We start from the raw sequence: 25,673 nt of genomic DNA, 5'->3' as shown, positions 1-25,673 counted from the left end.
GTCGCTGTGATCCCGTGGCCTTACCCCCCCTGCGACACCGTTCGGGACACCCGTCGCGTCACCGAGTCGTCACCTCAACCACCTGGAACCAGGTGGGTGCCCGTCGCGCGCGACGCCCCGACCTGCCCTCATTGCTACCCCAGCGCATCACGCGCCCGTCGCTGACAAGTGAGGCCAACCCGCCCAGCCCCGCGCTCGACCAGCTTCCGCCAGGAGCATCGCGTCCGGCCGCCGAGCTAGCGCCCAACGGGGCCGCCGGCGCGTGTTCGGGGATGGTCTTTGCGAAAAACCCCTCTCAGGGTTTCGCGCACCACCGCGCGCGTCAGGATCAACGCGTCGCCGGCGGCGGGTAACGAGCACCTCCGCGCGTCAGGATCAAGCCGTTCGTCGTTCCCGAAGTCCGCGGTGGAGCACCACCGCGCGTCAGCATCTGGGTGTTCCCGACGCCGGCGGTGGGTTGCGAGCACCACCGCGCGCGTCAGGTTCAAGCCGTTCGCGACGCCAGCGGTGGGTTACGAGCACCACCGCGCGCGTCAGGTTCAAGCCGTTCGCGACGCCAGCGGTAGTACGAGCACCACCGCGCGCGTCAGGATCTGGGCCGTTCGTCGTTCCCGTCGCGAGCGGTGGGTTACGAGCGCCACCGCGCGCGTCAGGATCTGGGTGTTCCCGTCGCGAGCGGTGGGGTACGAGCACCACCGCGCGCGTCAGGATCAAGCCGTTCGTCGTTCCCGACGCCCACTGTGGGTTACGAGCACCACCATGCGCGCCAGGATCAAGCCGGTCGTCGTTCCCGACGCCCGCGGTGGGTTACGAGCACCACCGCGCGCGTCAGGTTCTGGGTCGTTTCGGGTGGGGGCCCCGGCGCATCGAGGTACCACCGTGGTCATGTGCTGGCCGCGAGCGCCGCGCGCCCCTGCACCTGCCTGGGTCTTTTCGAAAGACCCTCAGCGGCCGTACGAGCACCACCGCGCGCGTCAGGTTCTGGGTCGTTTCGGGTGGGGGCCCCGGCGCATCGAGGTACCACCGTGGTCATGTGCTGGCCGCGAGCGCCGCGCGCCCCTGCACCTGCCTGGGTCTTTTCGAAAGACCCTCAGCGGCCGTACGAGCACCACCGCGCGCGTCAGGTTCTGGGTCGTTTCGGGTGGGGGCCCCGGCGCATCGAGGTACCACCATGGTCATGTGCTGGCCGCGAGCGCCGCGCGCCCCTGCACCTGCCTGGGTCTTTTCGAAAGACCCTCAGCGGTAGTACGAGCACCACCGCGCGCGTCAGGATCTGGGCCGTTTCGGGTGGGGGCCCCGGCGCATGCCGGGGGAGGGTTTTTTCGAAAAACCCTCAAAGGATCACGCGTTCGGGCGCTTGCCGTTGGAGGGAGGAGCCACCGGCACCGCGCGCGTCGTCCCCTTGGACTTGTCACCGGCCGCGTCGGTTGCCTCGACCGCGGGCGCGGCCTCCTCGATGCCGATCCGCCGCACGTTGAAGTGCGCCAGCAGCTTGGCCTCGATCGCCGACGACACCTCGGGGTGATCGAGCAAGAACTGCTTGGCGTTCTCGCGGCCCTGGCCGATGCGCTCGCCCGCGAACGAGAACCAGGCGCCGCTCTTGTCGACGACGCTGGCCTCGGCCGCGAGGTCGAGCAGATCGCCCTCCTTCGAGATGCCGGTGCCGTAGAGGATGTCGAACTCGACCTCCCGGAACGGCGGCGCCATCTTGTTCTTCACCACTTTCACGCGCGTGCGGTTGCCGATCACCTCCTCGTCCTTCTTGAGGGCGCCGACGCGGCGGATGTCGAGGCGGATCGAGGCGTAGAACTTGAGCGCGTTGCCGCCCGTGGTGGTCTCGGGGCTGCCGAACATGACGCCGATCTTCATGCGGATCTGGTTGATGAAGATGACGGTGCAGCGCGACTTCGAGATCGCGCCGGTCAGCTTGCGCAGCGCCTGGCTCATCAGGCGCGCCTGCAGGCCGACGTGGGCGTCGCCCATCTCGCCCTCGATCTCGGCCTTGGGCGTCAGCGCCGCGACCGAGTCGATCACGACGACGTCGACCGCGTTCGACCGCACCAGCATGTCGGCGATCTCGAGCGCCTGCTCGCCGAAGTCGGGCTGCGAGACCAGGAGCTCCTCGGTGCGCACGCCCAGCTTCTTGGCGTAGCCGACGTCGAGCGCGTGCTCGGCGTCGATGAACGCGCACACGCCGCCGCGCTTCTGCGCCTCGGCCACGACGTGCAGACACAGCGTCGTCTTGCCGCTCGACTCCGGGCCGTAGATCTCGACGATGCGGCCGCGCGGCAGGCCGCCGATGCCGAGCGCGATGTCGAGGCCGAGCGAGCCGGTCGGGACGACCTGGACCTCGCGCTCGATCGAATCCTTGCCGAGGCGCATGATCGCGCCCTTGCCGAACTGCTTCTCGATCGCGCCGAGCGCGAGGTCGATCGCCTTGTCGCGCGCGGGATCGCGCTCGCGGATCGTGTTGACGGGGCCGGAGCCCGCGGCGCCGGCGGAGGACGAGACGGCGGCGCGATCGGTCGTGGACGAGTCTTTCTGGGCCATGGGGCTACTCCATCGCGCCGGCGCTAGGACGGGATCAGGGCGAGATCACGGCGTGCGATCCCAGCCGTCGTCCGAGCCATGTGACGCATCGAATGGACCCGTTTGTACGGGCTCGCTCTGACGTTCGGGCGCCGTTTTTGGCGTTCCGAGCGCCGTTCGGGCGATCGATCGGTACTCGGAACCATTTGAAGTTACTACGGATTCAAACAATGTCACGGCATCGCACCGTGTCTCACCGAACACCTGTTCAGATAGGGGCAAGATGAGGTCGGCGATGGCGCTGGGATCGCGCAGCCGGGCCACCGTGACGTGCGGGTGGAAGGCGCGGCGGTCGCGCTCGAACCCCAGCTCGGTCATCGCGGCGGCGACCGCGTCGGCCAGGCGCGCGAGCTCGCCCGACGCGTCCTCGACGCCGGCCCAGAGCACCGTCGCGCGCTCGACCGACGGGAACGCCCCGAGCCGCCCCGCCCGGAAGCGGAAGCTGCGCCCGGCGGCCGCGACCGTCGCGAGCTGCGCCCGCACCGCGGTGACGACCTCGGGCCGGGCCGCGCCGAGGAACGCGAGCGTCACGTGGTAGTGCGCCGGCGGCACCCAGGTCAGCGCCACGCCCGAGGTCCGCGCCCGTCGGGCCAGGGTCTCGGCGGCGCCGGCGAGCGCGTGCGCCACGGCCGGCGCGACCGGCACGCCGACGAACAGCTTCAGCGACGCCGCGGTCACGCCGCCACCTCGCACGCGTCGCGCAGCATCGCCAGCGCCCACCAGGCCGCCAGCGTCCGCACCTGCTCACGACTCCCGGGCCAGTGAAAGGTCATCGTCCGCTCCTCGCCGCGATCGGCCACCGCCAGCCACACCGTGCCGACGGGCTTGTCGGGCGTGCCTCCGTCGGGGCCCGCGATGCCCGAGACCGCGACGCCGAGATCGGCGCCGGTCGCTGCGCACACGCCGGTCGCCATCGCCCGCACGCACGCCTCGCTGACCGCGCCGTGCTCGGCCAGCACCGCGGCCGGCACGCCCAGCGCCCGCACCTTCTCGGCGTTGGCGTAGACGATCGCGCCGCCGAGGAAGAACGCCGACGCGCCGGCGCCGTCGGTGAGCAGCTGGCCGAGCATGCCGCCGGTGCACGACTCGGCGACCGCGACCGTCCGGCCGCCCGCGGTGAGCGCGGCCGCGACCACCGCCGGCAGCGCGGCCTCGCCGACCCCGTAGATCCAGCGGCCGATCCGCGCCCGCAGGCCGTCCTCGAGCGCGGCCAGGGTCGCGGCGGCCCGCGCGCCGTCGCGATCGGCGACCACCAGCTTGACCAACGTCTCGGGGAAGCGCACCTGATAATGGAGCGAGGCGCCGGGCGCGCCGTCGAGCAGGCCGCGCAGCGCTTCGGACAGCTGCGACTCGGCCCGGCCGAACACTCGAAAGATCCGCCGGGCCAGCGCGACCTGGTCGGGCGCGGCCGCCTGGCGCGCGGCGAGCCCGCCCGCGACCGAGCCGTCGAAGATCCCGTGCAGCTCGCGCGGGACGCCGGGCATGCACACCACCGGCACGCCGCCCAGCGCGACCTCGAAGCCCGGGGCGAACCCGACCGGGTTGGGATGGATCCGCGCGCCGCTCGGCACGCGCACCTGGCGCAGGTTGATCGCGCTGATCGGCCGGGCCCGCGCGGCCATCCACTGCTCGAGCCGGGCCCGGGCCGGGGGATCGACGGCGGGCTCGACGCCGAGGAGCCCAGCGACCACGTCGACGGTGAGATCGTCCTCGGTCGGCCCCAGGCCCCCGGACACCAGCACGACGTCGGCCCGGCCGACCGCGTCGGTCAGGGCGCGGCGCATGTCGTCGAGGTCGTCCCGGCAGCTCGTCATCCACCGCACGATCACCCCCTGGTCCCACAGCCGGCCCGCCAACCACGACGAGTTGGTGTCGACGATCTCGCCCCGGGTGAGCTCGTCGCCGATGGTCACGATCTCGGCAAACACGCCGGCATGCTACCGCACCGCCCGGGCGCGCATGCGCCTACGGCCCGTGCAGGCGGCACCCCGACCGATCTCGTCGTGACCATGGCGATTCGGGCCGCATCAGTTGACGGGCCTTTGCAGTGCAACCTATCCTTTCGCCGTGGGAATCAACTCCCGTGCCTGCCAGGACCGACCGGTCTGGTCCACGCCATGAAGATCCGCTACGCCGCCAAGACCGACGTGGGGATGAAGCGCACCCACAACGAGGACTACTTCTCGCTCATCGAGGACGAGCAGCTGTTCATCGTCGCCGACGGGATGGGTGGACACGCCTCCGGGGAGGTCGCCTCCAAGATGGCCGCCGAGACCATCGGCGAGTTCTACCAGCGCACCCGCGAGGACGAGGACGTCACCTGGCCCTACAAGATGGACCGGTCGCTGTCGTACATCGAGAACCGCCTGGTCTGCGCCATCAAGCTGGCCAACCTGCGGATCTTCGAGACCTCGTGCCGCGACATTCGCTACAAGGGCATGGGCACCACGATCGTGTCGTGCCTGGTCGCCGGCGACAAGGCGTACATCGGCCACGTCGGTGACTCGCGCGTGTACCGGGTCCGTGAGGGCGGCATCGCCCAGCTCACCCGCGATCACTCGCTGCTCGAGGACTACAAGGAAGCCAAGCCCGACATGACCGAGGAGGAGGAGCGGAACTTCCCTCACAAGAACGTCATCACGCGGGCCCTGGGCATGCGCGAGACCGTCCAGGTCGACATCCGCGCGCACCAGATCAAGAGCGGGGACATGTTCCTGCTGTGCTCCGACGGGCTCTCGGGCATGGTGCCCGACGAGGGCATCAACCAGATCTCGACCAACGCGAAGTCGCTCGAGCGCGCGGTCGCCGAGCTGGTCGACGCCGCCAACCGGGCCGGCGGTACCGACAACGTGACCACCCTGATGCTCCAGTGCGTGTCGGCGTAGTCGCGCTGGTCGGCGCCGTCATCACGGGCGCCGGCGCCGCCGGCGGCTGTGACAGCGGCAAGCACGGCTACAGCGGCATCGGCCCCTACCGGGTCGACCGCACCAAGCTCAAGGACGCCGGCGGGCGCTGCGACCCGACCGAGCTGCCCGACGGCCGCAAGGGCACCTGGTGCTACCTGCAGCCCGAGCTGACCGTGGCGGGCCGGCCGGCCCAGGTCGACCTATACTTCCTCGGCGACCAGCCCGACGCGCCGGTCATCGAGATCCAGCTGCAGGTGCGCGGCTGTCACGACGACGTGCTCGCGCAGTGGCTGCGCACCAACTTCGGCGCGCCGTCGGAAGAGCACGGCCCGTGGGTCGCGTGGCAGAACAACCGGCTCTACCTCATCGGCGAGCTGCCCAGCGCGCCGGGCCGGTGCATCATCCGGGTGCTGCCGCGCAGCGAGCGCGCCGAGTTCGAGCGGCTCCGGACCAAGGCCCTGGGCCCGACGCCGACGCCGACCTGAACGGGTCCGGCTCCAGCGCCAGCTCCGGTTCCGGCTCCGGTTCCGGTTCCGGTTCCGGTTCCGGTTCCGGCTCCGGTTCCGGCTCCGGTTCCGGCTCCGGTTCCGGCTCCGGTTCCGGCTCCGGTTCCGATACCGGTTCCGACACCGGCTCCAGTTCCGATACCGGTTCCGACACCGGCTCCGGTTCCGATACCGGTTCCGACACCGGCTCCAGTTCCGATACCGGTTCCGACACCGGCTCCGGTTCCGATACCGGTTCCGACACCGGCTCCGGTTCCGATACCGACACCGAGGATCACCAGGGCGTGGCGGCGGCCCAGTCGGCGGCGAACTGGGTGCGGGTCGGCGTCACCGCCGACGGCTCGCGCACGATCACGCCGACCTCGCGGTTGTCGCGCATCGACGTGATCGACATGTTGTTCGAGCCGATCAGCGCGGCGGCGTTGTCGGCGATGATGACCTTGGCGTGCATCGTCGGGTTGGCGAGCGTGCGCACGGGGATGCCGGCCTGGCTCAGCGTGGTGGCGATCGCGGCGTTCTCGGCGATCTCCGAGGTCGCGGCCAGCAGCACCCGGACCGCGACGCCGCGGTTGTGCGCGGTCAAGAGCGCGGCGCGGATGGCCGAGTCCGACAGGTAGTACAGCGCCAGATCGAGCGAGGTGGTCGCGCTGGCGATCAGCGTCTGGATGCGCAGCCGCGAGTCGCCGGGCGTGACCACCAGCCGGGTGCAGGTCAGGGTCGCGGTCGTGCCACCCCAGTCGGCCGCGAAGATCGTGGCGAGATCGGCGACGTCGACGGGGTCGCGATCGTCGACCGCGTAGTTGCGCTGATCGCTCATGCCCGCCACGGTGAAGTTGCCCGACTCGATGAACGCGCGCGCGCCGTCGACGACGAGGTACTTGGCGTGGGCGTTGATGAAGGCGGCCGGCGCGTTCCGGACCTCGACGCCGCCGCCGGTCAAGCGGGTGCGGATCGACGCGTTCTCGGGCTGACCGCCGTCGAGCAACACCCGCACCGGCACGCCGCGGCGATCGGCGGCGATCAGCCGATCGGCGATGCGGGTCAGCGTGAACGAGTACATCTGCACGTCGATCGAGCCGGCGGCGCCGTCGATCAGCGCGACGACGCTGTCCTCGAGCGCCGCCGGGCCGATCACCACGGTCGGCGCCGCGGTGCGGGCCCGATCGGGATCGCAGGCGGGCCCGTCGGTCGCCGCGTCGACGCCGGCGTCGCCGTCGCCGGACGGATCGCCGCCGCACGCGGCCAGCGCCAGCGCGCCGAGCGCGAGCCACGCAGCGCGGGCGCTCACGGGCGCAGGCCCGGGCAGCGATCGTCGATGCCGCGCTCGCGCGGGCACAGGGCGTAGAGCTCGTGGCGGTGGCGCACGACCGCGAACCCGCCCAGCCGCTGGGCGATCCGCTCCTGCAGCCGCTCGATCTCGGCGTCCTCGAACTCGAGGATGAGGCCGCACTTGGCGCAGATCAGGTGGTCGTGGTGGTGGCCGGCCACCTCGTAGCGGGCCTGGCCGTCGCCGAACTGGCGCTCGCTGGCCAGGCCACCGTCGACGAGCAGCTTGAGCGTGCGATAGACGGTGGCGTACCCGACCTTGGGGTGGCGCCGGCGGACCCGCGCGAGCAGCTCCTCGATCGAGATGTGCTCGGGCGCGCGGAAGAACTGCTCGACGATCGCCTCGCGCTGGGCGGTGGTGTTGAGGCGCTTGCCGGTCAGGTACGCGTGCCAGTCGGTCATCAGCTGCCGGACGTCGCGCTTGCCGGGCTCCTCGGGCGCGGGCGCGACCGGGAGGGTCACGCGCGGGCGCGCGGCGGGCGCACCCTTGGTGGTCCGCGAGGCAGATCCGGGCATGCCCCCTGGTTTGCCTGGCGCGCGACGGTAGGTCAATCGTTTTCGCGGCGAGAACCGGATCCGATCCCCGGCGACGGGGACCGGGGTACACTCGAGCCCGATGTCGCCCGAGCGCGCTCCCGACGATGGCTTCGACGCCGTGCTGGCCCGCCTGCGCAAGGTGGTCGAGCACCTCGAGGCCGGCCAGCTGTCCCTCGAGGACTCGCTGACCGCCTACGAGGAGGGCATCTCGCTCGCGCGCCGCGGCCACGAGCTGCTCGATGGCGCCGAGCAGCGGGTCGAGCTGCTGGTCGCCGGCGGCTCGCAGTCGGTCCCGCTCGACGAGGCCGTCACCGACGAGCCATGACCGACCCCTGCCCCCACCGCATCGCGGTGGTCGACGACGATCGCGCGGCCCGCGAGTACCTGGCCGACGCGCTCCGCCGGGCCGGGTACGACGTGTGCGTCGCCGAGAGCGGGCTGCGGCTGGTGGCGGCGCTGCAGATCGATCGTCCCGATCTGATCCTGCTCGACGTGAACATGTCGTGGATCGACGGCTTCGAGCTGTGCCGCGCGCTCAAGCGCAACCCCGACTGGCAGGCGATCCCGGTGGTGTTCGTGTCGGGGCGGTCGTCCGACGTCGACCGCGCGGCCGGGCTCGACGCCGGCGCGGTGGCGTTCCTGTCCAAGCCGATCGATGGCCGGACGCTCGTGGCAACCGTGCGGGAGCTGCTACAAGATCAGCGTCCACCATGTCCAGCCCCGTGACCCTCGACCCCCGGGCGGCGCCCGAGCGCCTGCGCGAGTTCCTCGACGCGGCGCGGGCCCGGGTCGACACCGAGCTGGAGCACCGGCTGATCGTGCCCGCCGTCGACCCCGGCCGGCTGCGCGCGGCGATGCACTACGCCGCCACCGGCCCCGGCAAGCGGCTGCGCCCGGCGCTGGTGCTGGCGGCCGCGGCCGCGTGCGGCGGCGACGACTCGAGCGCGCTGCCGGCGGCGATCGCGATCGAGCTGCTGCACGCGTACACGCTGGTCCACGACGACCTGCCGGCGATGGACGACGACGACGAGCGCCGGGGCCGCGCGACCGTGCACATCGCGTTCGGCGAGGCCATCGCGATCCTCGCCGGCGACGGCCTGCTGACGCTGGCGTTCGGCTGCCTGGCCGAGCTGGGCCCGCGCGCGGCCGCGGCGGTGGCGACCCTGGCGGCCCGGGCCGGCGCGGCCGAGCTCCTGGCCGGCCAGGCGATCGACCTGACGCTGGGCGAGCAGCCCGAGCACCGACCTGGCGACGATCGAGGACCTCCACGCCAAGAAGACCGGCGCGCTGTTCGCGGCCGCGGCCGAGCTCGGCGCGATCGCCGCCGGCGCGCCCGACGCCAGCCGCGCGGCGCTGGCCCGCTACGGCATGGCGATCGGCATCGCGTTCCAGCACGCCGACGATCGCGACGACGGCGAGCTGACCGAGCACGCCGCCGCGGCCACGCGCCGCGCGCGGGAGCTGGGCGCCGAGGCCGCCGCCCTGGCCGCGGGCCTCGGCCCGGCCGCCCAGGTGCTGGTCGAGCTGGCGACATGGATCGGCGGGCCGGCCTCGCCCTGACGGTCGCGATCGCGCTGGCCGGCTGCGGCGCCGCCGCGGTGGCCGGGGCGCGGGTGGTCGGGCGCGGCACGCTGGGCTACGCGGTCGCGTACGGCGACGACGCGCTGTGCACGATCGAGCTCGAGCTGCGGTTCGCGCTGGTCGTGCGCGATCCGGTCACCGGCGCGGTCCGGGCCCGCCACGATCTGGGGCCCGCCGAGCGCGACCTGCCCGCGCTGGCGGTCGCCGACGGCGTGGCCTGGGTCGGCGGGGCCGATCGCCAGGTGCGCGGGCTCGACCTCGCGACCGGGCGCGTGGTCGCGACCTGGCCCCACGGCGCCGACGTGACCGCGCTCGCGATCGCCGGCGGGCACCTGGCGATCGCCGACGCCACCGGCGCGGTGTGCCTGCGCCGACGCGCCGACGGCGCGCTGCTGCAGTGCGCGGTGATCGCCGACGGGCCGCTGCGGGCGCTCGCCCTCGACGGGGCCACGCTGGTCGCGAGCGACGACGGCGGCGCGGTAGCGCTGTCGGTGCCGGGGCTGGTCGCGCGCGCGCGGGCGACGCCGCCCTCGACGATCCGCGGCCGCGAGGTCGTGCTCGACGGGCGCGTGGTCGCCCGCTTCGCCGGACCGGCCCGGGCCGTGGCCCGCGGCCCCGGCGGTCGGGCCGCGGCGGTCGGCTGGATCCGGGAGCTCGGCGATCCCTCAGTGGTCCTCCTAGCCGCTCCGGTGCGACGTCATTGACCGCCGGCGCCGGGCTCCCTACAGTCGCCAGCGCTTGACCGACTGGGACAGCGACACCAACGTCACGCACGAGACCGAGGTGCCGAGCCCGAGCACGACGGTCCGCGATCGCGCGTCGCTGGTGGTGCTGGCCGGGCCCCGGGTCGGGACGCTGATCCGGCTCGAGGGCCGCGAGATCCGGATCGGCCGCAGCCTGCGCGCCGAGCTGTGCCTCGACGACGACGGCGTGTCGCGGCACCACGCCCGGATCCGCGCGTCCGAGGGCGCGATCTGGCTCGAGGACCTCGGCAGCCGCAACGGCACGTTCGTCAACGGCGTCCGGGTCAGCGGGACGGTCAAGCTCGAGGACGGCGACAAGCTCCACGTCGGCCGCTCGTCGATCCTGAAGTTCACCTACCACGACGCGCTCGACGACTCGTTCCAGGAGCGGGTGGTGCTGTCGGCGCTGCGCGACCCGCTGACGCAGCTGTACAACAAGCGCTACTTCGACGAGCGCCTCGACGCCGAGCTGCGGTTCGCGCACCGCCACGGCACCCAGCTGGCGCTGCTGATGATCGACGTCGACCACTTCAAGAGCGTCAACGACGAGCGCGGCCACCTGGTCGGCGACACGGTCCTGACCGCGGTCGCCACGACGCTGGCGCGCGCGATCCGCAACGAGGACGTGGTCGCGCGGTTCGGCGGCGAGGAGTTCGTCGTGATCCTGCGCGCCACCGCGCTCGATCACGCGCTGCCCCTGGCCGAGCGCCTGCGCCGCCGGGTCGAGGAGCTGCGGGTCGAGGTCGAGGGCGGCGAGCCGATGGCGGTGACGATCTCGATCGGCGCCGCCGCCCTGGCCGACGGCATCGCCACCGCCGACGAGCTGGTCGGCGCCGCCGATCGCGCGCTGTACGTAGCCAAGGAAGCCGGCCGCAACCGGGTCGCGAGCTGAGCGCGCCGGGGCTCGCCGGCTCAGGCCTTCACGCGGGCGTTGTCGGGGTCGTACATCGGCCGGAGCGACACCGCGATCGGGTAGCGGGCGCCGGCGATCTCGACGGTCCAGGCGCCGCTGGCGAGGTACGCGGCGTCGACCGGCGCGCCGCCGGCGTCGACCATCGCCAGGCCGACCGCACCGCCGAGCGTGTGGCCGTACGAGCCGGCGCGCACGTAGCCGACCGCGCGGTCGTCGCGCCAGATCACCTCGGCGTGGAACAAGAGCGGCTCGGGATCGAGCACGCGCAGCTGCACCAGCCGCTTGCGCAGCGGCCCGGCGGCCTTGTGCGCGACGACCGCGTCCTTGCCGAGGAAGCCGCCCGGCTTCTTCAGATCGACCGCGAAGCCCAGCCCGACCTCGAGCACCGCGTCGGTGTTGTCGATGTCGTGGCCGTAGTCGCGGTAGGCCTTCTCGAGCCGCAGCGACGCCAGCGCCTTGAGCCCGGCGTGGCGCAGGCCCAGCGGCGCGCCGGCGGCGACGAGGCGCTCGTAGACGTGCACCGCCTGCTCGGTCGGGATGTAGAGCTCGTAGCCGAGCTCGCCCAGGTAGGTGATGCGCACGCACAGGACCCGGGCGAAGCCGACGTCGATCTCGCGCGCGGTCCGGAACGGGAACGCGGCGTTGCCGAGATCGCACGAGGTCACCGCGGCCAGGAGCTCGCGCGAGCGCGGCCCCTGGACGTTGAGCTGGCAGTAGCCCGAGGTCACGTCGGTGACGTGGCAGTGGGCGTCGGCCGGCGTGTGGCGCGCGAGCCACGCCTGGACGTGGCGGGGCACCGTGTCGGACGCGACCACGAGGAAGCGATCGTCGGCCAGCTTGGTGACGGTGAGGTCGGCCTCGAGCGTGCCGCCCTCGTTGAGCCACTGCGTGTACGTGATGACGCCGGCGGCGCCGTCGACCTTGTTGGCGGAGATCCAGTCGAGCACCCGCCCGGCGTCGCGGCCGGCGACCTCGAACTTCGACATGAACGACATGTCCATGACGATCACGCCCGCGCGCGCGGCGTGGTGCTCCTCGGCCCAGTACGGGAACCAGCTCGGCTTGCCCCAGGTCAGCTCCGACACCGGCTCGACGCCGGCCGGCGCGTACCAGTCGGCGCCCTCCCAGCCGCTGACGTCGCGGAAGTAGGCGCCGCGGGCCGCGAGGCGATCGTGCAGCGCCGAGCGCTTGGCGCCGCGCGCGGTCTGCATCGATCGCGTCGGGTAGTGGCACTGGTAGACCATGCCGAGCGACTCGACCGTGCGCACGCGTCGGTACTCGGGGTTGGACTGGTACGGCTGCAGGCGATCGACGTGCATGCCGGTGACGTCGACGTCGGGCCGGCCGGTCATGATCCAGTGGGCGAGGACCCGGCCGAGGCCGCCGCCGGTCAGGATGCCGATCGAGTTGAGCCCGGCGGCGACGAAGTAGCCGCGCAGCTCGGGCGCCTCGCCGACGCACGGGCGCAGGTCGGGCGTGAACGACTCGGGGCCGCAGAAGAACTTCTTGATGCCGGTCTTGAGGCTGACCGGCACCCGGGCCATGGCCTTCTCGAGGTACGGGCCCATGCGCTCCCAGTCGGGCGGCAGCGAGCCGAACGAGAAGTCGGCGGGGATGCCCTCGACCTGCCACGGCGCGCACACCGGCTCGAACAGGCCGATCATCAGGCCGCCGACCTCCTCGCGGAAGTAGCCGTACGAGCCCGGGTCCTCGAGCACCGGCCAGCTCGGCCGAGATGCCGGCACCGGCTCGGTGATCAGGTAGTAGTGCTCGGCCGGGGTGTTGGGGATGACGACGCCGCTCGCCTCGCCGAGCTGGCGCGCCCACATGCCGGCGCAGTTGACGACGTACTCGCAGGTGATCGTGCCGTGGGCGGTGGTGACGCCGGTGACCGCGCCGCCGCGCCGGGTCACGCCGGTGGCGGCCACGCCCTCGACGATCGTCGCGCCGGCCTGACGCGCGCCCTTGGCCAGCGCCATCGTCACGTCGACCGGATCGACCCGGCCGTCGTCCTTGACGTAGAACCCGGCGAGCAGGTCGTCGGTGCGCGCGATCGGGAACAGGTCGGCGACCTCGCGCGGCGAGATCTCCTGGACGTCGATGCCCAGGTACCGGTTGTGCGCCGAGACCCGGCGGTACTCCTCGAGCCGGTCGCGATCGGCCGCGACCTCGATGAAGCCGCACTGCTTGAGCCCGGTGGCCTGGCCGGTCTCGGCCGGCAGGCGCGCGTACAGATCGCGGGTGTACTTGCGCAGCTCGGTCGAGGTCTCGGACGTCGAGCCGAACGTGACCATCAGCCCGGCCGCGTGCCAGGTCGTGCCCGAGGTCAGGCGATCGCGCTCGAGCACGACCACGTCCTTCCAGCCGGCGTGGGCCAGGTGGTACGCGACCGAGCAGCCGATGATGCCGCCGCCGATGACGACGACGCGGGCGTGGGACGGGAGCACGGGTTCGGCCATGGCGCGGGAACATACCCGGCGCGGGCGCGGCGACGCCAATCGGTGCCGGTCCGGCAACCGGGGTTCGCCCGGGGCGCGGGCCGCGTGACGGCCGCGGCCAGGCGGACGATACTGGCGAGATGCCCGTCGCCGACGCAGGGTTCCTCGCGCTGTCCGAGCGGTTCTTGCGCCGCCGCGCGCCCGGCCGCGCGCTGACGCTGCTAGCCCGGACCGCGGTGCCGGCGCTGGCGGTCGAGCGCATGGCCGGGCGCGCGCCCGAGCCGGGGCTGGCCGACGACGACACCTCGCCGCTGGTGTGCGAGCTCGACTGGCCGGCGACCGCGCCCGGGCCGCTGGCCGACGCGGCGGTGGTGGTGAAGGACGCGATCGATCTGGCCGGCCTGACGACCTCGAGCGGCGTGCTGGCGGGCGCGCCGCGGGCCGACGCCGACGCCACGATCGTCGCGCGCATCCGCGCCGGCGGCGGCCGGGTGATCGGCAAGACCAAGCTGACCGAGCTAGGCATGGACGGCGTCGGCGCGCTGATGCCGTGGCCGATGCCGCGCAACCCGCGCGCGCGCGGCTACTTCCCCGGCGGCTCGTCGACCGGCACCGCGGTCGCGATCGCGTCGGGCCAGGCCCGCTACGGCCTCGGCTCCGATGGCCTCGGCAGCGTGCGCATCCCGGCGGCGTTCTGCGGGCTGGTCGGGCTCAAGCCCGGGCGCACCGCGTGGCTCGCCGACGGCTACCGCAGCGCGGTCGCGACCCTCGACGTGCCCGGCCCGCTGGCGCGCACGGTCGCTGACTGCGCCCGGCTGTGGCAGGTCATGGCCGCCCAGGACGTGCGCGCGGTCGCGGCCGCGGCGCCGGCGCGGATCGGGGTGATCCGCCAGCTCGGGCCGGCGCGCGCGTGTCGCTCGATCCAGCGCGCGTTCGCGCGGGCGCTGGCGGCGCTCGACGTCGAGGTCGTCGAGGTCGACGTGGCGGGCGCCGGCTGCGCGACGTTCCTCGGCGGGCTGATCGGCGCGGTCGAGCTGGCCGGCAGCAGCGACGCCGCGCGGCCGCTGTCGCCGGCCGGCCGCATGAACGTCGCGCTCGGCCGCGCGTTCGCGCCCGCCGACGTCGCGCGCCTGGTCGCGCAGCGGCGCGCGCTGGTCGACGCCACCGCGCGCGCGCTCGAGCGCACCCCGATCCTGGCGATGCCGACCACCGCGATCCCGCCGCCGGCGCTGTCGCGCGCGCTGCTCGCCGGCGGCCAGGACCTGATGCTCCTGCGCGCCCTCGGCCTCTACACGCCGCTCGCGAACCTGTGCGACCTGCCCGCGATCGCCGTGCCCAGCGGCGTCGACGACCGCGGCCGGCCGCTGTCGATCATGTTCGTCGGCGCCGCCGGCAGCGAGGACGCGCTCCTGGCGATCGCCGCCGCGGTCGAGGCGACCGGCGTCGGGATGAAGGCGGTGTGATGGTGTGATCGGGGTCGGGATCGGGATCCGGGATCGGGTTCCGGCTCCGGTTCCGGTTCCAGTTCCGGTTCCGGTTCCGGATCCGGTTCCGGTTCCGGATCCGGGCCCCGCAATAGTCTCCGCGACCGGCGCGTTGGCGATGCATGCGCCCTGCCCTCGCCGTGCTGATCCTGGCCCTCGCCTGCGGACGCTCCGAGCCGGCGCGATCGCAGCCATCAGCGTCCCGCCGGCCGCCTCCGGCGATCGCCGCGGACGCGCGCGACCCGGGCGCGGCGTGGGATCGCGCGGTGGCGGAGCTGGCGGCGACGCGCGCGACGCTGGCGGCCGAGTGGGCGGCGGCGACGACGGCGGCGGCGCGCGCCGAGATCCGCGATCGCGCGAGCGCGGCGCTGGTGGCGGCGATCACGCGCGACCTGGCGCCGACCTGGCTCGGCATGCCGTGGGGCATGGGCCGCGACAGCACCGCGACCCGGCCGTTCGCGCCCGACCAGACCATCTCGTGCAGCTACTTCGTCGGCGCGGTGCTGGGCGGCGCCGGGTTCCGCCTGCACGATCGCTTCAAGCTCGGTCAGGCGGCGGCGCTGCGGATCCAGCAGAGCCTGGTCGGCGGGCGCGGCGAGGTCCACCGGTTCCTGAGCATCCCGCCGGCCGAGCTGGCGACGCGCATCGCCGCGCTCGGCGACGGCGTCTATGTCATCGGCCTGGCCAACCACGTCGGCCTGGTCGTCGTGCGCGGCGCCGACGTCCGCTTCGTCCACGCCAGCTACATCGGCGACGCGGTCGTGACCGACGAGCCGCTCGCCACGTCGCCGGCGATCGCCGCGTCGCAGCCCAAGGGCTACTTCGTGTCGCCGCTGGTCACCGCCGCCGGCCCCGCCGACGACTGGCTGATCGAGCAGTGGCTCACCGGCGCCGCGGTCGGCCCGACGAGCTGACCTCGTCCCGCCCGGCGCCCGGCCGCGGCCGCGGCTCGGCCTCGAGCCAGCGCTGGCGGCCGTCGACCGCGCCCAGGCGGATGGCGTCGAAGCCGAAGCGATCGCGGACGCCGTCGACGGCGTCGTCGACCGGCGCCCGGGCCGGCGCGTCGAGCGGCAGCTCGAGCTGGGTCGCGACCACCAGGCCCGACAGCTTGACCCCGACCAGCCGGACGCGCGCGCCCGGTCGCTCGGCCTGCGCGGCGGCGGCCAGCGCGCGCACGCAGGCCCAGACGTCGGGGTCGTGGTTGGTGGCCGGCAGCGTGCGCCCCCGGGTGACCGTGACGAAGTCGGCCCAGCGCAGGCGCAGCGTGACCGTGCGCGCGCGGACGCCGCGGCCGCGCGCACGCCAGCACACCCGCTCGACCAACGCCAGGAGCTGGCGCTCGACCGCGCCGCGATCGCCGACGTCGTGCGCGAACGTGCGCTCGTTCGAGATGCTGCCGCCGGTCGCGCCCTCGGGATCGTGCTCGAGGAAGGCCGGCCGGTCGCGCCCGATCCACGCCCCGACCTCCCCGGCGAGCTCGGCCGCGATCAGATCGACGAGCCCGCCGAAGCGCGCGCGGGTCGGGCCGGGCGGCAGCGCGACCAGCTCGCCGAGCGTGGCGACGCCGGCGCGCCGCAGCCGCTCCTCGGTCACCGGCCCGATGCCCGGGAACTTGCGCACCGGCAGCGGCGCCAGGAACCCGCGCTCGGCGCCGGCGCGCACCAGCCGCACGCCGGCCGGCTTGGCGACGCCGCTGGCGATCTTGGCGATCGCCCGGGTCACGCCGATGCCGACGCTCGCCGGCAGCCCGACCTCGCGCTTGATCCGCGCGCAGATCTCGCGCAGCGTGCGCTCGATCGTGGCGTCGCCGTCGACGTCACCGGCGCGGTGGTACAGGCGCTCGCAGCCGGTGAAGTCGAGATAGAACTCGTCGATGCTCGCGGTCTGGACGCTCGGCGTGTGCAGCGCCAGCACCTCGCGGACCCGCCCGGCGTAGGGCGCATAGACGCCGTGCCGGGTGGGCAGGTAGATCGCGTCGGGGGCCAGGCGCACCGCCTCGGCGATGGCCATCCCGGACCGCACGCCGAGCGCGCGCACCTCGTAGCTGCACGCAGTGACCACGCCGCGCTGGCCCGGGCTGGCGCCGACCACCACCGGCTGGCCGACCAGCGACGGATCGAGCAGCCGCTCCACGGACACGAAGAAGGTGTCGAGGTCGAGGCAGCAGATCCGTGGCGCCGACACTGAACCAATGTACAGTATCGGCACGACACCGCGCCTTGAGCTGCCCGTCGGTCACCGCCCGGGCGGTAGGCCCCAGGCCTCGGCCAGCGCGGCGCGCTCGGCCGCGGGCAGCTGCACCAGCACCGGCCGGGCCGCGGGATCGAGCCCGGCGATCAGCTCGGCCAGCACCGGCGCCGCCATCGCGGTGCAGCCGACGGTGCCGTCGGTGGGGCCGCGCCAGACGTGCAAGAAGATGCAGCTGCCGCCGCCGGGCACGGCCGCCGGGTTGTGGCGCACGTCGACCACCCAGTCGTAGAGGTGATCGCGCCGGCGCAGGTCCTCGGCCGACGCCCAGTCCTTGGTGACGGTGTCCTCGTCGAGGACGCGGTTGTAGTGCGTCGAGGCGGCGTCGTCGACGCAGCGCCAGCGGTCGGTGACCGCGGTGTACTTGACCCGGGCGCCGGCCGGCGCCGTCGGCGCGCGGCCGTAGGTCGGCCCGAGCGCGAAGATGCCGGCCGGGGAGCGGCCGTCGCCCTCGCGCTTGATCGGCCCGGCCCGGCCGGCCGGCGCGCCGTCGCCGTGCAGGCCCTGGCCCCAGGCGATCCCGGTGTGGCCGATCACCGCCGGCCACGGCGCCCGCACCGCCTGCCAGGAGCCGCCGGCCGCGCGCCGCCAGTGGCTCACGGTCGCCGACGTCGCGTCCCAGTCCGGCACCACCACCAGCACCAGCTCGCGGCTCTCGTCCGGGATCCGGACGCCGTCGGCCGCGTCGACCGCAGCGGCGTCAGCGGCGGCGACGACCACCGCCGTCGCCGCGTCGCCCGCGGTCGGGGCCGGCGGCGGCGTGCGCTTCCCGCCGCAGGCGGCCGCCGCCAGCGCCAGCGCCACGAGGCCCCGGCGCCGCGGGCTCACGCGCTCATCTCGAGCATGCGCTGGATCGGCGCGAGCGCGCGCACCCGCACCGGCTCGGGCACGTCGACCTGCGGCTGCAGATCGCGCAGCGCCAGGTACAGCTTCTCGAGCGTGTTGCGCCGCATGTGCGGGCACACGTTGCACGCGCAGCTCTCGTCCTCGGGCGGCGCCGGGATCAGCACCTTGCCGGGCGCCTCGGCGGCCATCTTGTGCAGGATGCCGGCCTCGGTCGCGACGATGAACGTGGTCTTGGGCGACTTCTTGGCGTAGGCGATCAGGCCCGAGGTCGAGGCCACGTGGTGGGCGTGGCGCAGGATGCCGGCGTGGCACTCGGGGTGGGCGATCACGTCGGCGTCGGGGTGCGCCGCCATCAGCCCGAGCAGCCGCCGCTCGGAGAAGGTCTCGTGGACGATGCAGGTGCCCTGCCACAGCACCAGGTCGGGGCGGTCGGCCTGCTTCTGCACGAACGCGCCCAGGTGCTTGTCCGGCGCGAACACGATCGGCACGTCGCCGAGCGCCTTGACGATCTTGACCGCGTTCGACGACGTGCAGATCACGTCGGACAGCGCCTTCACCTCGGCCGAGCAGTTGATGTAGCTGACCACGGTGTGGCCCGGGTACTTCTCGAGCCAGTGCGCGAACGCCGGCGCCGGGCAGCCGTCGGCCAGCGAGCAGCCGGCCTCGAGATCGGGCACCACGACGATCTTGTCGGGGTTCAGGATCTTCGCGGTCTCGGCCATGAAGTGGACGCCGCAGAACGCGATCACGTCGGCCTGGGTCGCGGCCGCCGCCTGGGACAGCTGCAGCGAGTCACCGACGAAGTCGGCCAGATCTTGCAGGTCCGACTCCTGGTAGTAGTGCGCGAGGATGACCGCGTTGCGCTCGGCCTTGAGGCGGCGGATGCCGTCCTCGAGCTCCTCGGCCGACAGGCCCAGGGGTGCGGACTGGCCGGCGACCGGCAGGCGGTTCGGGGCAGGGTTTTCCTGAGACATCGAGGACCTCCGTCGTCGTGAGTCGTGAGTCGTAGCACAGCCGCGCCGCCTCTGTTTGCCAGCGGTCGGGCCGACGATGATAGGATGCGTCGATGCAGCGTTTCGTCGTCGCCCTGAGCGGCGTGCTCGCCCTCACTCTCGGCGCGTGCGCGTCGTCCGAAGTGGCGACGCCGCCCGACGCCGCCGTCGACGCGGCCGAGGTCGACGCGGCGACCGATGCCGAGCCCGCCCCGGACGCCACCGACGCCGCCGTCGACGCGACCGACGCCACGCCCGGCCCCGACGCGTGCGTCCCGACCGCCGAGGTCTGCAACGGCGTCGACGACAACTGCAACCTCGCGGTCGACGAGACCTTCCCGACCCTGGGCCAGACCTGCACCGCGGGCACCGGCGGCTGCGTCCGCACCGGCATGATCGTCTGCGACGCGACCGGCGCCGGCACCACCTGCAGCGCCAGCGCCGGGGGGCCCACGGCCGAGACCTGCAACGGCGCCGACGACGACTGCGACGGCATGACCGACGAGGGCTTCTCGCTCGGCACCGCGTGCGACGGCGCCGACCCCGACCTGTGCACCGAGGGCATGATCGTGTGCGCCGCGACCGGCGGCACCACCTGCTCGGACCTGACCGGCGACTCGGTCGAGCTGTGCAACAGCTTCGACGACGACTGCGACACCCGCGTCGACGAGGGCTTCAACCTGGGCGCGGCGTGCGACGGCCCGGACACCGACGCCTGCGCCGAGGGCGTGCTGGTGTGCGGCGCCGGCGGCGTCGCGGTGTGCAACGACGCGACCGGCTCGACGGTCGAGCTCTGCAACGGCCTCGACGACGACTGCCAGGGCGGCGTCGACAACGGCTTCCCGGTCGGCGTCAGCTGCTCGGTCGGCGTCGGCGCGTGCGCCCGCACCGGCGCCAACGTCTGCAACGCCGCCGGCAACGGCGTCCAGTGCAGCGCCACCGCCGGCAGCCCGACCGCCGAGATCTGCGGCGACGGCATCGACCAGGACTGCAACGGCAGCGACGCGATCTGCCCGACCAACGACGGCCCCAGCGGCGCGATCAACATCTCCGGCGGTGGCGTGTTCACTGTCGACCTGACCGCGGCCCGCAACGATCAGGACTTCAGCGGCAGCTTCTGCGGCTCGACCGGCGGCCGCGACGTGTTCTACACGTTCACGCTGCCGGCGGCCGAGGTGGTCTACGTCGACACGTTCGGCTCGAGCTTCGACACCGACCTGCGCGTCTTCGCCGGCAGCTGCACCGCGCTCGGCGCGCTGCAGAGCTGCTTCGACGACAGCTGCTCGGTGCTCCAGAGCCAGGGCGCGCTGGCGCTCGCCGCCGGCCAGTACTGCCTCGTCGCCGATCAGTACAGCTCGTTCCAGACCACCGGCGCGCTGACCTTGACGTTCACCCGCGGCGGCCGCACCGGCACCGCGATCAGCACCGGCACGGGCACGGTCACCGGCACCACCGTCGGCGCGCCCAACACCTGGGCGCCGAGCTGCTCGTCGAGCTCGACCGCCGGCGAGCAGGCCTACTACTTCCTGTCGTGCCCCGCGATCGTGCCCACGGTCGCGGCCAGCACGTGCACGACGCCGACCAGCTGGGACTCGGTGATCTACCTGCGCAAGGCCGGCGTCGCCGCCGACGTGACCTGCAACGACGACGGCCTCGCGCCGTGCGGCTCGGTGACGCCGATCCGCCTGTCGTCGTTCACCGGCGCGACCGGCTCGGGCCCGGGCCTCTACTGGCTGGTCGTCGACGGCTTCCTCGCGACGACCGGCGCGTACACGCTCAACTACACGATCAACTAGCGGCGCCGGGGCGCCACCGGGCGCGGGCGCCTCGTCGCGGTCGCCTGCGCCGCCGAGCGCGGGCGCTTCGCGGCCACGGTCCGGCTCGGCTTGCGCGCCACGCGCAGCGGCAGGGTCGCCACGAAGTCGGTGCCGCGCTCGAGCCAGCGGGCCAGCGCCGCGTCGGTCTTGTAGCCGGCCGGGTCGACGTAGACGTAGCCCGCGAGCGGCCGGCCGGTGAAGGTCATCGGCCGGGCGTGGCGCAGGTCGAGGACGTCGGGGTAGGCGTCCTTGCCGACCCGCAGCATCAGCGCCTCCTTGGCGAGCCCGCAGCACATGTGGCCGCCGACCATGAAACACAGCCCGCCGAACATCGTCTTCTCGACCACCTCGTGCCCGCCCTTCGCCAGCAGCGCGCGCACCCGCGCCGCGAGGCGCTCGTCATAGGCCATGGCCGAGCGTACGTGATGGACCGCGCCCTCTGCTACAGTCCGGTCCGTGACGCTGGTGCTCGATCTGCGGACGCTGCGCGACCACCCGTGGGTGGCGCGTCGGGTGATGGACGGGCTCACGGCCGCTGCCTCGGTGATGCTCGAGCGCCGGCACGGGCGCCGACTCGAGGATCCGGCCCTTGTCCGCCGAGCCGACGAGCGTCTGGACGCCATGATCGTTCGAACGCCGATCGAGCCGAACGAGCGAGAATGGCTGGCCGATCCGAAGCGCACGGCCGAGCACGGCGGCGAGGCCGTCGGGATCGCCGCCGCCCACCAGGTCCTCGGTCGCGTCGTCGTTCACCGCTCGACCACGGACGAGGGATGTGACTACTGGGTTCGGCCGGTGGACGCGGGCGACGAAGTCCCGCCGGAACGCTTGGAGCTCAGCGGAATCGGCGATGGGTCGCAGTCGACCGCTGCGAGGACGAGGGTCAAGCTCAAGCAACTCGAAGAGCACGGCGGTCACGAGCGCGGGTTTGCCATCGTCACCAATTTTCGCAAAGCCCCTGTCGAGATCTTCGTGGAGGAGTATCCGTGAGCGTCTGGCTGGACCCGCGGAAGCAGCACGGCGAGGAGTGTGCGTTCGAGGCCGAGCGCGCCGAGATCGCGGGAGACCTCGGCCGCGCCAAGGATCTCTATCGCGATGCCGCACGGAGCTACCAGTCCTTGGCGCTCGCGTTGACCTCGGCCGATCGTGACGCACGAAGCCTCATCGGGACGTCGGGCGTGGCCTGCTTCGCGCGGGCCGGAAACTTCGGCGACGCGCTCGACCTCGCACACCGGCTGCTCGCTCAACCTGGTGCGCTCACCGAGCGGGGCCAGCGTGAACTCACCAAGATGGCGAGCAGCTACGTGGAGCTGCTCGTCGCCGAGCGCAAGGGGATCAAGCGCGCGCGGTCTGCCAACCATGCCCGAGACGACGTCCGGGCGACGTTCGCCCTGAAGGACGTGGCGTGACGGACATGATCCGCACCGTGCCGACGGGTGACCTCGGGCTCGACGTGCTGCTGGGCGGCGGCTGGCGCCTGGTCCGGCGACTCGGCGACGCTTGGTCGGCAACCGTGGTCGTGCGCGGGGGCAGCGGCGCTGGCAAGACGCTGGTGGGCATCCAGGTCGCGCTCGAGCTGGCGCGCGCGCTCGGCGGCGATGTCGCCGTCGGCTGCGTGGAGATCCTGCCGACCGAGTACATCGCGCAGCTCCAGTCAGCGCGGCCATCGTTGCCGGCCGAGCGTGTCGCCATGCTGCCGGCGTGCGCGACGTCCCCAGACGGACCGCGCGTCTACGTCGGCCTCATGCTCGATCTCGATCCCGACCAGCCGGATCTGGTGGCGAGCCTGGAGTCCTTACAGGGCGCGGTTGCCGCCGCCGGTGGCAAGCCGGTCGTGTTCCTGGTCGACTCGCTCATCGAAGGCTACGGCATCGGCTCGTCGTCCGACCGCCTCCACGTCGACGCCGCGATGAAGTTCGCCGCCAAGCACGGCATCGGCCTGGTGTTCTGCGAGGAGATCTCGAGCGACGCGCCTTCGCCGTGGGTCTTCGCCGCCGACACCGTGCTGCAGGTCGGCGTCGAGTCGCGCGAGCGCGGTCGCTGGATCGAGGTCAAGAAGCACCGCTTCGGCCCGTCGGCGACCGGGCGACACGAACTCGATCTGGTTGGAGTGCTTGGGCCGAAGGCATTCCCGCTAGGTGGATCCTGGCTTGCGACACATGTCCGCGAGGTGCTGCGGCAACACGGATGGGTGTTCGGAGCGAGCCCCGCGATGCCCATCGTGGACTGGCTAGACGTGGACCCGGGCTCCGAAGCCCGCAGCCCGATCGCTGCAGCGTTTGTATTCATCACGGGGTACCGCTCTGACACCGTACGTGCGAGCGCCATCGACTTGGGCCCGATAGGCAAGGACACGCGCGAATGGCTCGTGCAGCTCGATCCGATCGGGCAGCCCACTGGCGGTTGGAGCAACGCGGCCGACGGAGTGGCCTATCTTCCGACTGAACCGGGAGCATCTCGCGGACTGCGGACACTGGTGGAGCGATTCGCGAAAGTGGTCGCTGCGCCTGGTGCGCCACCGCTCGGACGTGTGGTGATTGGCGACCTCGGTGTCGTGCTTTCGGGGCCGGACTCGTTCAAGTGGGTCGAGGCACTACGAGCGTTCATTGGATTGGTGGTCGCGTCGGGCTGGGCGGTCCCAGTGATCGCGTACGACGGCCAGGACATCGCTGCGGCGGAGCCTCGGTCGATTCTGGCGTCGTACGCAGATTTCCGACTCGAGGTCTCGGAGTCCGGCGGACGGGTCAGCGCGACGGCCGACATCCGATGGCCTCGCCCGCCTCGCCCAACTCAGCCGCCCGAGTAAGGCGACCGCGACCGCCCCCGGGTTGCAATCCGCCGCCGCTGCGATAGGGTCCGCCTTCACCCACACACCCAACGCTGGGGGAGCCATCCGGCTGAGAGGCACGCGGCGTGCGCGTGCGACCCCTCGAACTTGCCCGACCCGCGCGTGCGCGGCCATCGGGGGAAGGAAGCGACCATGAGCGCGACCAACGGCAACGGCACCAACGGCAACGGCAACGGCAACGGCAAGCGCACCTCGCTGCCCCAGGCGACCGACCCGGTCGGCGACCTGGCCCCGATCGACGGCTTCCCGGCGTCCGAGAAGATCTACGTCGACGCCGGCGAGGTCGCGGTGCCGGTCCGGCGGGTCCACCTGAGCGGCGGCGAGGCCCCGTTCGACGTCTACGACACCTCGGGCCCGACCGGCCACGACCTGCACCAGGGCCTGCCCAAGCTGCGCAAGGCCTGGATCGACGCGCGCATCGCCGCCGGGGACGACGGCAACCGGACCCAGATGCACTACGCGCGGCAGGGGATGATCACGCCCGAGATGCGGTTCATCGCGATCCGCGAGGGCCTCGACGCGACCACCGGCCCCGAGTTCGTGCGCAGCGAGGTCGCCCGCGGCCGCGCCATCATCCCCGCCAACATCAACCACCCCGAGAGCGAGCCGATGATCATCGGCTCGAAGTTCCTCACCAAGATCAACGCGAACATCGGCAACTCGGCGGTCAGCTCGTCGATCGGCGAGGAGGTCGACAAGCTGCGCTGGTCGACCAAGTGGGGCGCCGACACGGTCATGGACCTGTCGACCGGCGACAACATCCACGAGACCCGCGAGTGGATCGTCCGCAACTCGCCGGTGCCGATCGGCACGGTGCCCATCTACCAGTGCCTCGAGAAGGTCAACGGCAAGGCCGAGGACCTGACGATCGAGCTGTTCCTCGAGACCTTGATCGAGCAGGCCGAGCAAGGCGTCGACTACTTCACGATCCACGCCGGCGTGCGCCTGCCCTACATCCCGTGGACCGCCAACCGCACGACCGGCATCGTCTCGCGCGGCGGCTCGATCATGGCCAAGTGGTGCCTGACGCACCACAAGGAGAACTTCCTCTACACCGAGTTCGAGCGCATCTGCGCGGTGATGAAGAAGTACGACGTCGCGTTCTCGCTCGGCGACGGCCTGCGGCCCGGCTCGATCGCCGACGCCAACGACCGCGCGCAGCTGGCCGAGCTCGACACGCTCGGCGAGCTGACCAAGATCGCGTGGAAGCACGACATCCAGGTGATGATCGAGGGCCCCGGCCACGTGCCGATGCACAAGATCAAGGAGAACGTCGACCTGCAGATGAAGATCTGCCAGGAGGCGCCGTTCTACACGCTCGGGCCGCTCGTGACCGACGTCGCGCCGGGCTACGACCACATCACCAGCGCGATCGGCGCGGCGATGATCGGCTGGTTCGGCACCGCGATGCTCTGCTACGTGACGCCCAAGGAGCACCTGGGCCTGCCCAACAAGAAGGACGTCAAGGACGGCGTGATCGCCTACAAGATCGCCGCCCACGCCGCCGACCTGGCCAAGGGTCACCCCGGCGCCCAGCGCCGCGACGACGCCTTGTCCAAGGCGCGGTTCGAGTTCCGCTGGCAGGACCAGTTCCACCTGTCGCTCGACCCTGACACCGCCCAGGACTTCCACGACGAGACCCTGCCGGCGCCGGCGGCCAAGGGTGCGCACTTCTGCTCCATGTGCGGCCCCAAGTTCTGCTCGATGAAGATCACCCAGGACGTCCGCGACTACGCCGCCAGCCACGGGCTGGCCGAGGAGGCGGCCCTGGCCGCGGGGCTGGCCGAGAAGGCCGCCGAGTTCACGCAGACCGGCCAGGCGCTGTACGTCGACCCCAAGTAGGCGCGGTGCGTCACGCCCGGGATCCCGCGTCCCGGACGGCGATGATGCTTGCAACCGT

At 72.8% G+C, this 25,673-nt stretch carries 23 protein-coding genes; 13 read left to right on the top strand and 10 right to left on the bottom strand.

Annotated features, from left to right (window positions below; all coding sequences use genetic code 11):
- Positions 1–1,341: 1,341 nt before the first annotated feature.
- From recA to IPL61_22635, 3 genes are read right to left on the bottom strand one after another with little or no spacing between them, the layout of a single operon-like run.
- Positions 1,342–2,550 carry a recombinase RecA gene (recA, locus tag IPL61_22645; protein MBK9034032.1) on the bottom strand — a complete coding sequence of 403 codons (1,209 nt, stop codon included), beginning with the start codon at positions 2,548–2,550 and terminating at the stop codon, positions 1,342–1,344.
- Positions 2,551–2,595: 45 nt separating this feature from the next.
- On the bottom strand, positions 2,596–3,267 hold the full coding sequence (gene thpR / locus IPL61_22640) for an RNA 2',3'-cyclic phosphodiesterase (protein MBK9034031.1): 672 nt from the start codon (positions 3,265–3,267) through the stop codon (positions 2,596–2,598).
- The gene (locus tag IPL61_22635; protein MBK9034030.1) at positions 3,264–4,517 is read right to left on the bottom strand and encodes a CinA family nicotinamide mononucleotide deamidase-related protein; all 1,254 of its coding nucleotides are present in this window, start codon (positions 4,515–4,517) and stop codon (positions 3,264–3,266) included. Before IPL61_22635 ends, thpR begins: the two co-directional genes overlap by 4 nt.
- Positions 4,518–4,706: 189 nt before the next feature.
- Between IPL61_22635 and IPL61_22630 the strand changes: the two genes are divergently transcribed.
- Positions 4,707–5,474 carry a Stp1/IreP family PP2C-type Ser/Thr phosphatase gene (locus tag IPL61_22630; protein MBK9034029.1) on the top strand — a complete coding sequence of 256 codons (768 nt, stop codon included), beginning with the start codon at positions 4,707–4,709 and terminating at the stop codon, positions 5,472–5,474.
- Positions 5,459–5,980, top strand: a complete 522-nt coding sequence (locus IPL61_22625; GenBank protein ID MBK9034028.1) for a hypothetical protein — start codon at positions 5,459–5,461, stop codon at positions 5,978–5,980. The genes IPL61_22630 and IPL61_22625 overlap by 16 nt, the downstream gene beginning before the upstream one ends.
- 295 nt (positions 5,981–6,275) lie before the next feature.
- On the opposite strand, the gene IPL61_22620 is transcribed toward IPL61_22625, so the two are convergent.
- Positions 6,276–7,289: a phosphatidylserine/phosphatidylglycerophosphate/cardiolipin synthase family protein gene (locus tag IPL61_22620; protein MBK9034027.1), complete on the bottom strand. Its 1,014-nt coding sequence runs from the start codon at positions 7,287–7,289 to the stop codon at positions 6,276–6,278.
- Entirely contained in the window at positions 7,286–7,729 is a 444-nt protein-coding gene (locus IPL61_22615) for a transcriptional repressor (protein ID MBK9034026.1), read from the bottom strand. Before IPL61_22615 ends, IPL61_22620 begins: the two co-directional genes overlap by 4 nt.
- A 214-nt stretch (positions 7,730–7,943) precedes the next feature.
- On the opposite strand from IPL61_22615, the gene xseB reads away from it, so the two are divergent.
- Genes xseB through IPL61_22595 form a run of 4 tightly spaced genes read left to right on the top strand, consistent with a single transcriptional unit; the run spans position 7,944 to position 11,080 of the window.
- A complete protein-coding gene (gene xseB / locus IPL61_22610) occupies positions 7,944–8,189 on the top strand; it encodes an exodeoxyribonuclease VII small subunit (GenBank protein MBK9034025.1) in 246 nt (81 codons plus the stop codon).
- Positions 8,186–8,590 carry a response regulator gene (locus IPL61_22605; GenBank protein ID MBK9034024.1) on the top strand — a complete coding sequence of 135 codons (405 nt, stop codon included), beginning with the start codon at positions 8,186–8,188 and terminating at the stop codon, positions 8,588–8,590. Before xseB ends, IPL61_22605 begins: the two co-directional genes overlap by 4 nt.
- Entirely contained in the window at positions 8,587–10,149 is a 1,563-nt protein-coding gene (locus tag IPL61_22600) for a polyprenyl synthetase family protein (GenBank protein MBK9034023.1), read from the top strand. The genes IPL61_22605 and IPL61_22600 overlap by 4 nt, the downstream gene beginning before the upstream one ends.
- Positions 10,150–10,183: 34 nt before the next feature.
- Positions 10,184–11,080, top strand: a complete 897-nt coding sequence (locus IPL61_22595) for a diguanylate cyclase (GenBank protein MBK9034022.1) — start codon at positions 10,184–10,186, stop codon at positions 11,078–11,080.
- A 20-nt stretch (positions 11,081–11,100) separates the two neighbouring features.
- On the opposite strand, the gene IPL61_22590 is transcribed toward IPL61_22595, so the two are convergent.
- Positions 11,101–13,560, bottom strand: a complete 2,460-nt coding sequence (locus IPL61_22590; GenBank protein ID MBK9034021.1) for a GcvT family protein — start codon at positions 13,558–13,560, stop codon at positions 11,101–11,103.
- A 119-nt stretch (positions 13,561–13,679) separates the two neighbouring features.
- Here IPL61_22590 and IPL61_22585 point away from each other — a divergent pair, with 119 nt between their 5' ends.
- Together IPL61_22585 and IPL61_22580 are read left to right on the top strand one after the other, a co-directional pair.
- Positions 13,680–15,002 (top strand): amidase, encoded by a 1,323-nt coding sequence (locus IPL61_22585; protein ID MBK9034020.1) that lies wholly within the window; start codon positions 13,680–13,682, stop codon positions 15,000–15,002.
- Positions 15,003–15,289: 287 nt separating this feature from the next.
- A complete protein-coding gene (locus IPL61_22580) occupies positions 15,290–15,937 on the top strand; it encodes a hypothetical protein (GenBank protein MBK9034019.1) in 648 nt (215 codons plus the stop codon).
- On the opposite strand, the gene IPL61_22575 is transcribed toward IPL61_22580, so the two are convergent.
- The 3 genes from IPL61_22575 to nadA are packed head-to-tail and all read right to left on the bottom strand — an operon-like array spanning position 15,906 to position 19,090.
- A complete protein-coding gene (locus IPL61_22575) occupies positions 15,906–17,207 on the bottom strand; it encodes a DNA polymerase IV (GenBank protein ID MBK9034018.1) in 1,302 nt (433 codons plus the stop codon). The genes IPL61_22580 and IPL61_22575 overlap by 32 nt on opposite strands.
- Positions 17,208–17,258: 51 nt before the next feature.
- On the bottom strand, positions 17,259–18,098 hold the full coding sequence (locus IPL61_22570) for a hypothetical protein (protein MBK9034017.1): 840 nt from the start codon (positions 18,096–18,098) through the stop codon (positions 17,259–17,261).
- The gene (gene nadA, locus IPL61_22565) at positions 18,095–19,090 is read right to left on the bottom strand and encodes a quinolinate synthase NadA (protein ID MBK9034016.1); all 996 of its coding nucleotides are present in this window, start codon (positions 19,088–19,090) and stop codon (positions 18,095–18,097) included. The genes IPL61_22570 and nadA overlap by 4 nt, the downstream gene beginning before the upstream one ends.
- 92 nt (positions 19,091–19,182) lie before the next feature.
- Here nadA and IPL61_22560 point away from each other — a divergent pair, with 92 nt between their 5' ends.
- Positions 19,183–20,904 carry a hypothetical protein gene (locus tag IPL61_22560; GenBank protein ID MBK9034015.1) on the top strand — a complete coding sequence of 574 codons (1,722 nt, stop codon included), beginning with the start codon at positions 19,183–19,185 and terminating at the stop codon, positions 20,902–20,904.
- Here IPL61_22560 and IPL61_22555 read toward each other — a convergent pair.
- Positions 20,901–21,335 carry a TfoX/Sxy family protein gene (locus IPL61_22555; GenBank protein MBK9034014.1) on the bottom strand — a complete coding sequence of 145 codons (435 nt, stop codon included), beginning with the start codon at positions 21,333–21,335 and terminating at the stop codon, positions 20,901–20,903. The two genes, IPL61_22560 and IPL61_22555, sit on opposite strands and share 4 nt — an antisense overlap.
- Positions 21,336–21,381: 46 nt before the next feature.
- On the opposite strand from IPL61_22555, the gene IPL61_22550 reads away from it, so the two are divergent.
- The 4 genes from IPL61_22550 to thiC all read left to right on the top strand — a co-directional run bounded on the left by IPL61_22550 (position 21,382) and on the right by thiC (position 25,615).
- Positions 21,382–21,915, top strand: a complete 534-nt coding sequence (locus IPL61_22550) for a hypothetical protein (protein MBK9034013.1) — start codon at positions 21,382–21,384, stop codon at positions 21,913–21,915.
- Positions 21,912–22,334, top strand: a complete 423-nt coding sequence (locus IPL61_22545) for a hypothetical protein (GenBank protein ID MBK9034012.1) — start codon at positions 21,912–21,914, stop codon at positions 22,332–22,334. Before IPL61_22550 ends, IPL61_22545 begins: the two co-directional genes overlap by 4 nt.
- 5 nt (positions 22,335–22,339) lie before the next feature.
- On the top strand, positions 22,340–23,731 hold the full coding sequence (locus IPL61_22540) for a hypothetical protein (protein MBK9034011.1): 1,392 nt from the start codon (positions 22,340–22,342) through the stop codon (positions 23,729–23,731).
- 174 nt (positions 23,732–23,905) lie between these two features.
- Complete coding sequence (thiC, locus tag IPL61_22535) at positions 23,906–25,615, top strand: phosphomethylpyrimidine synthase ThiC (protein ID MBK9034010.1); 1,710 nt, start codon at positions 23,906–23,908, stop codon at positions 25,613–25,615.
- Positions 25,616–25,673 lie beyond the last annotated feature (58 nt).

The sequence above is a fragment of the Myxococcales bacterium genome (genome assembly GCA_016717005.1).
GTDB lineage: Bacteria > Myxococcota_A > Polyangia > Haliangiales > Haliangiaceae > UBA2376.
The sequence above is the reverse complement of the archived record's forward strand: the minus strand, read 5'-3'. Positions and strand labels throughout refer to the sequence as shown.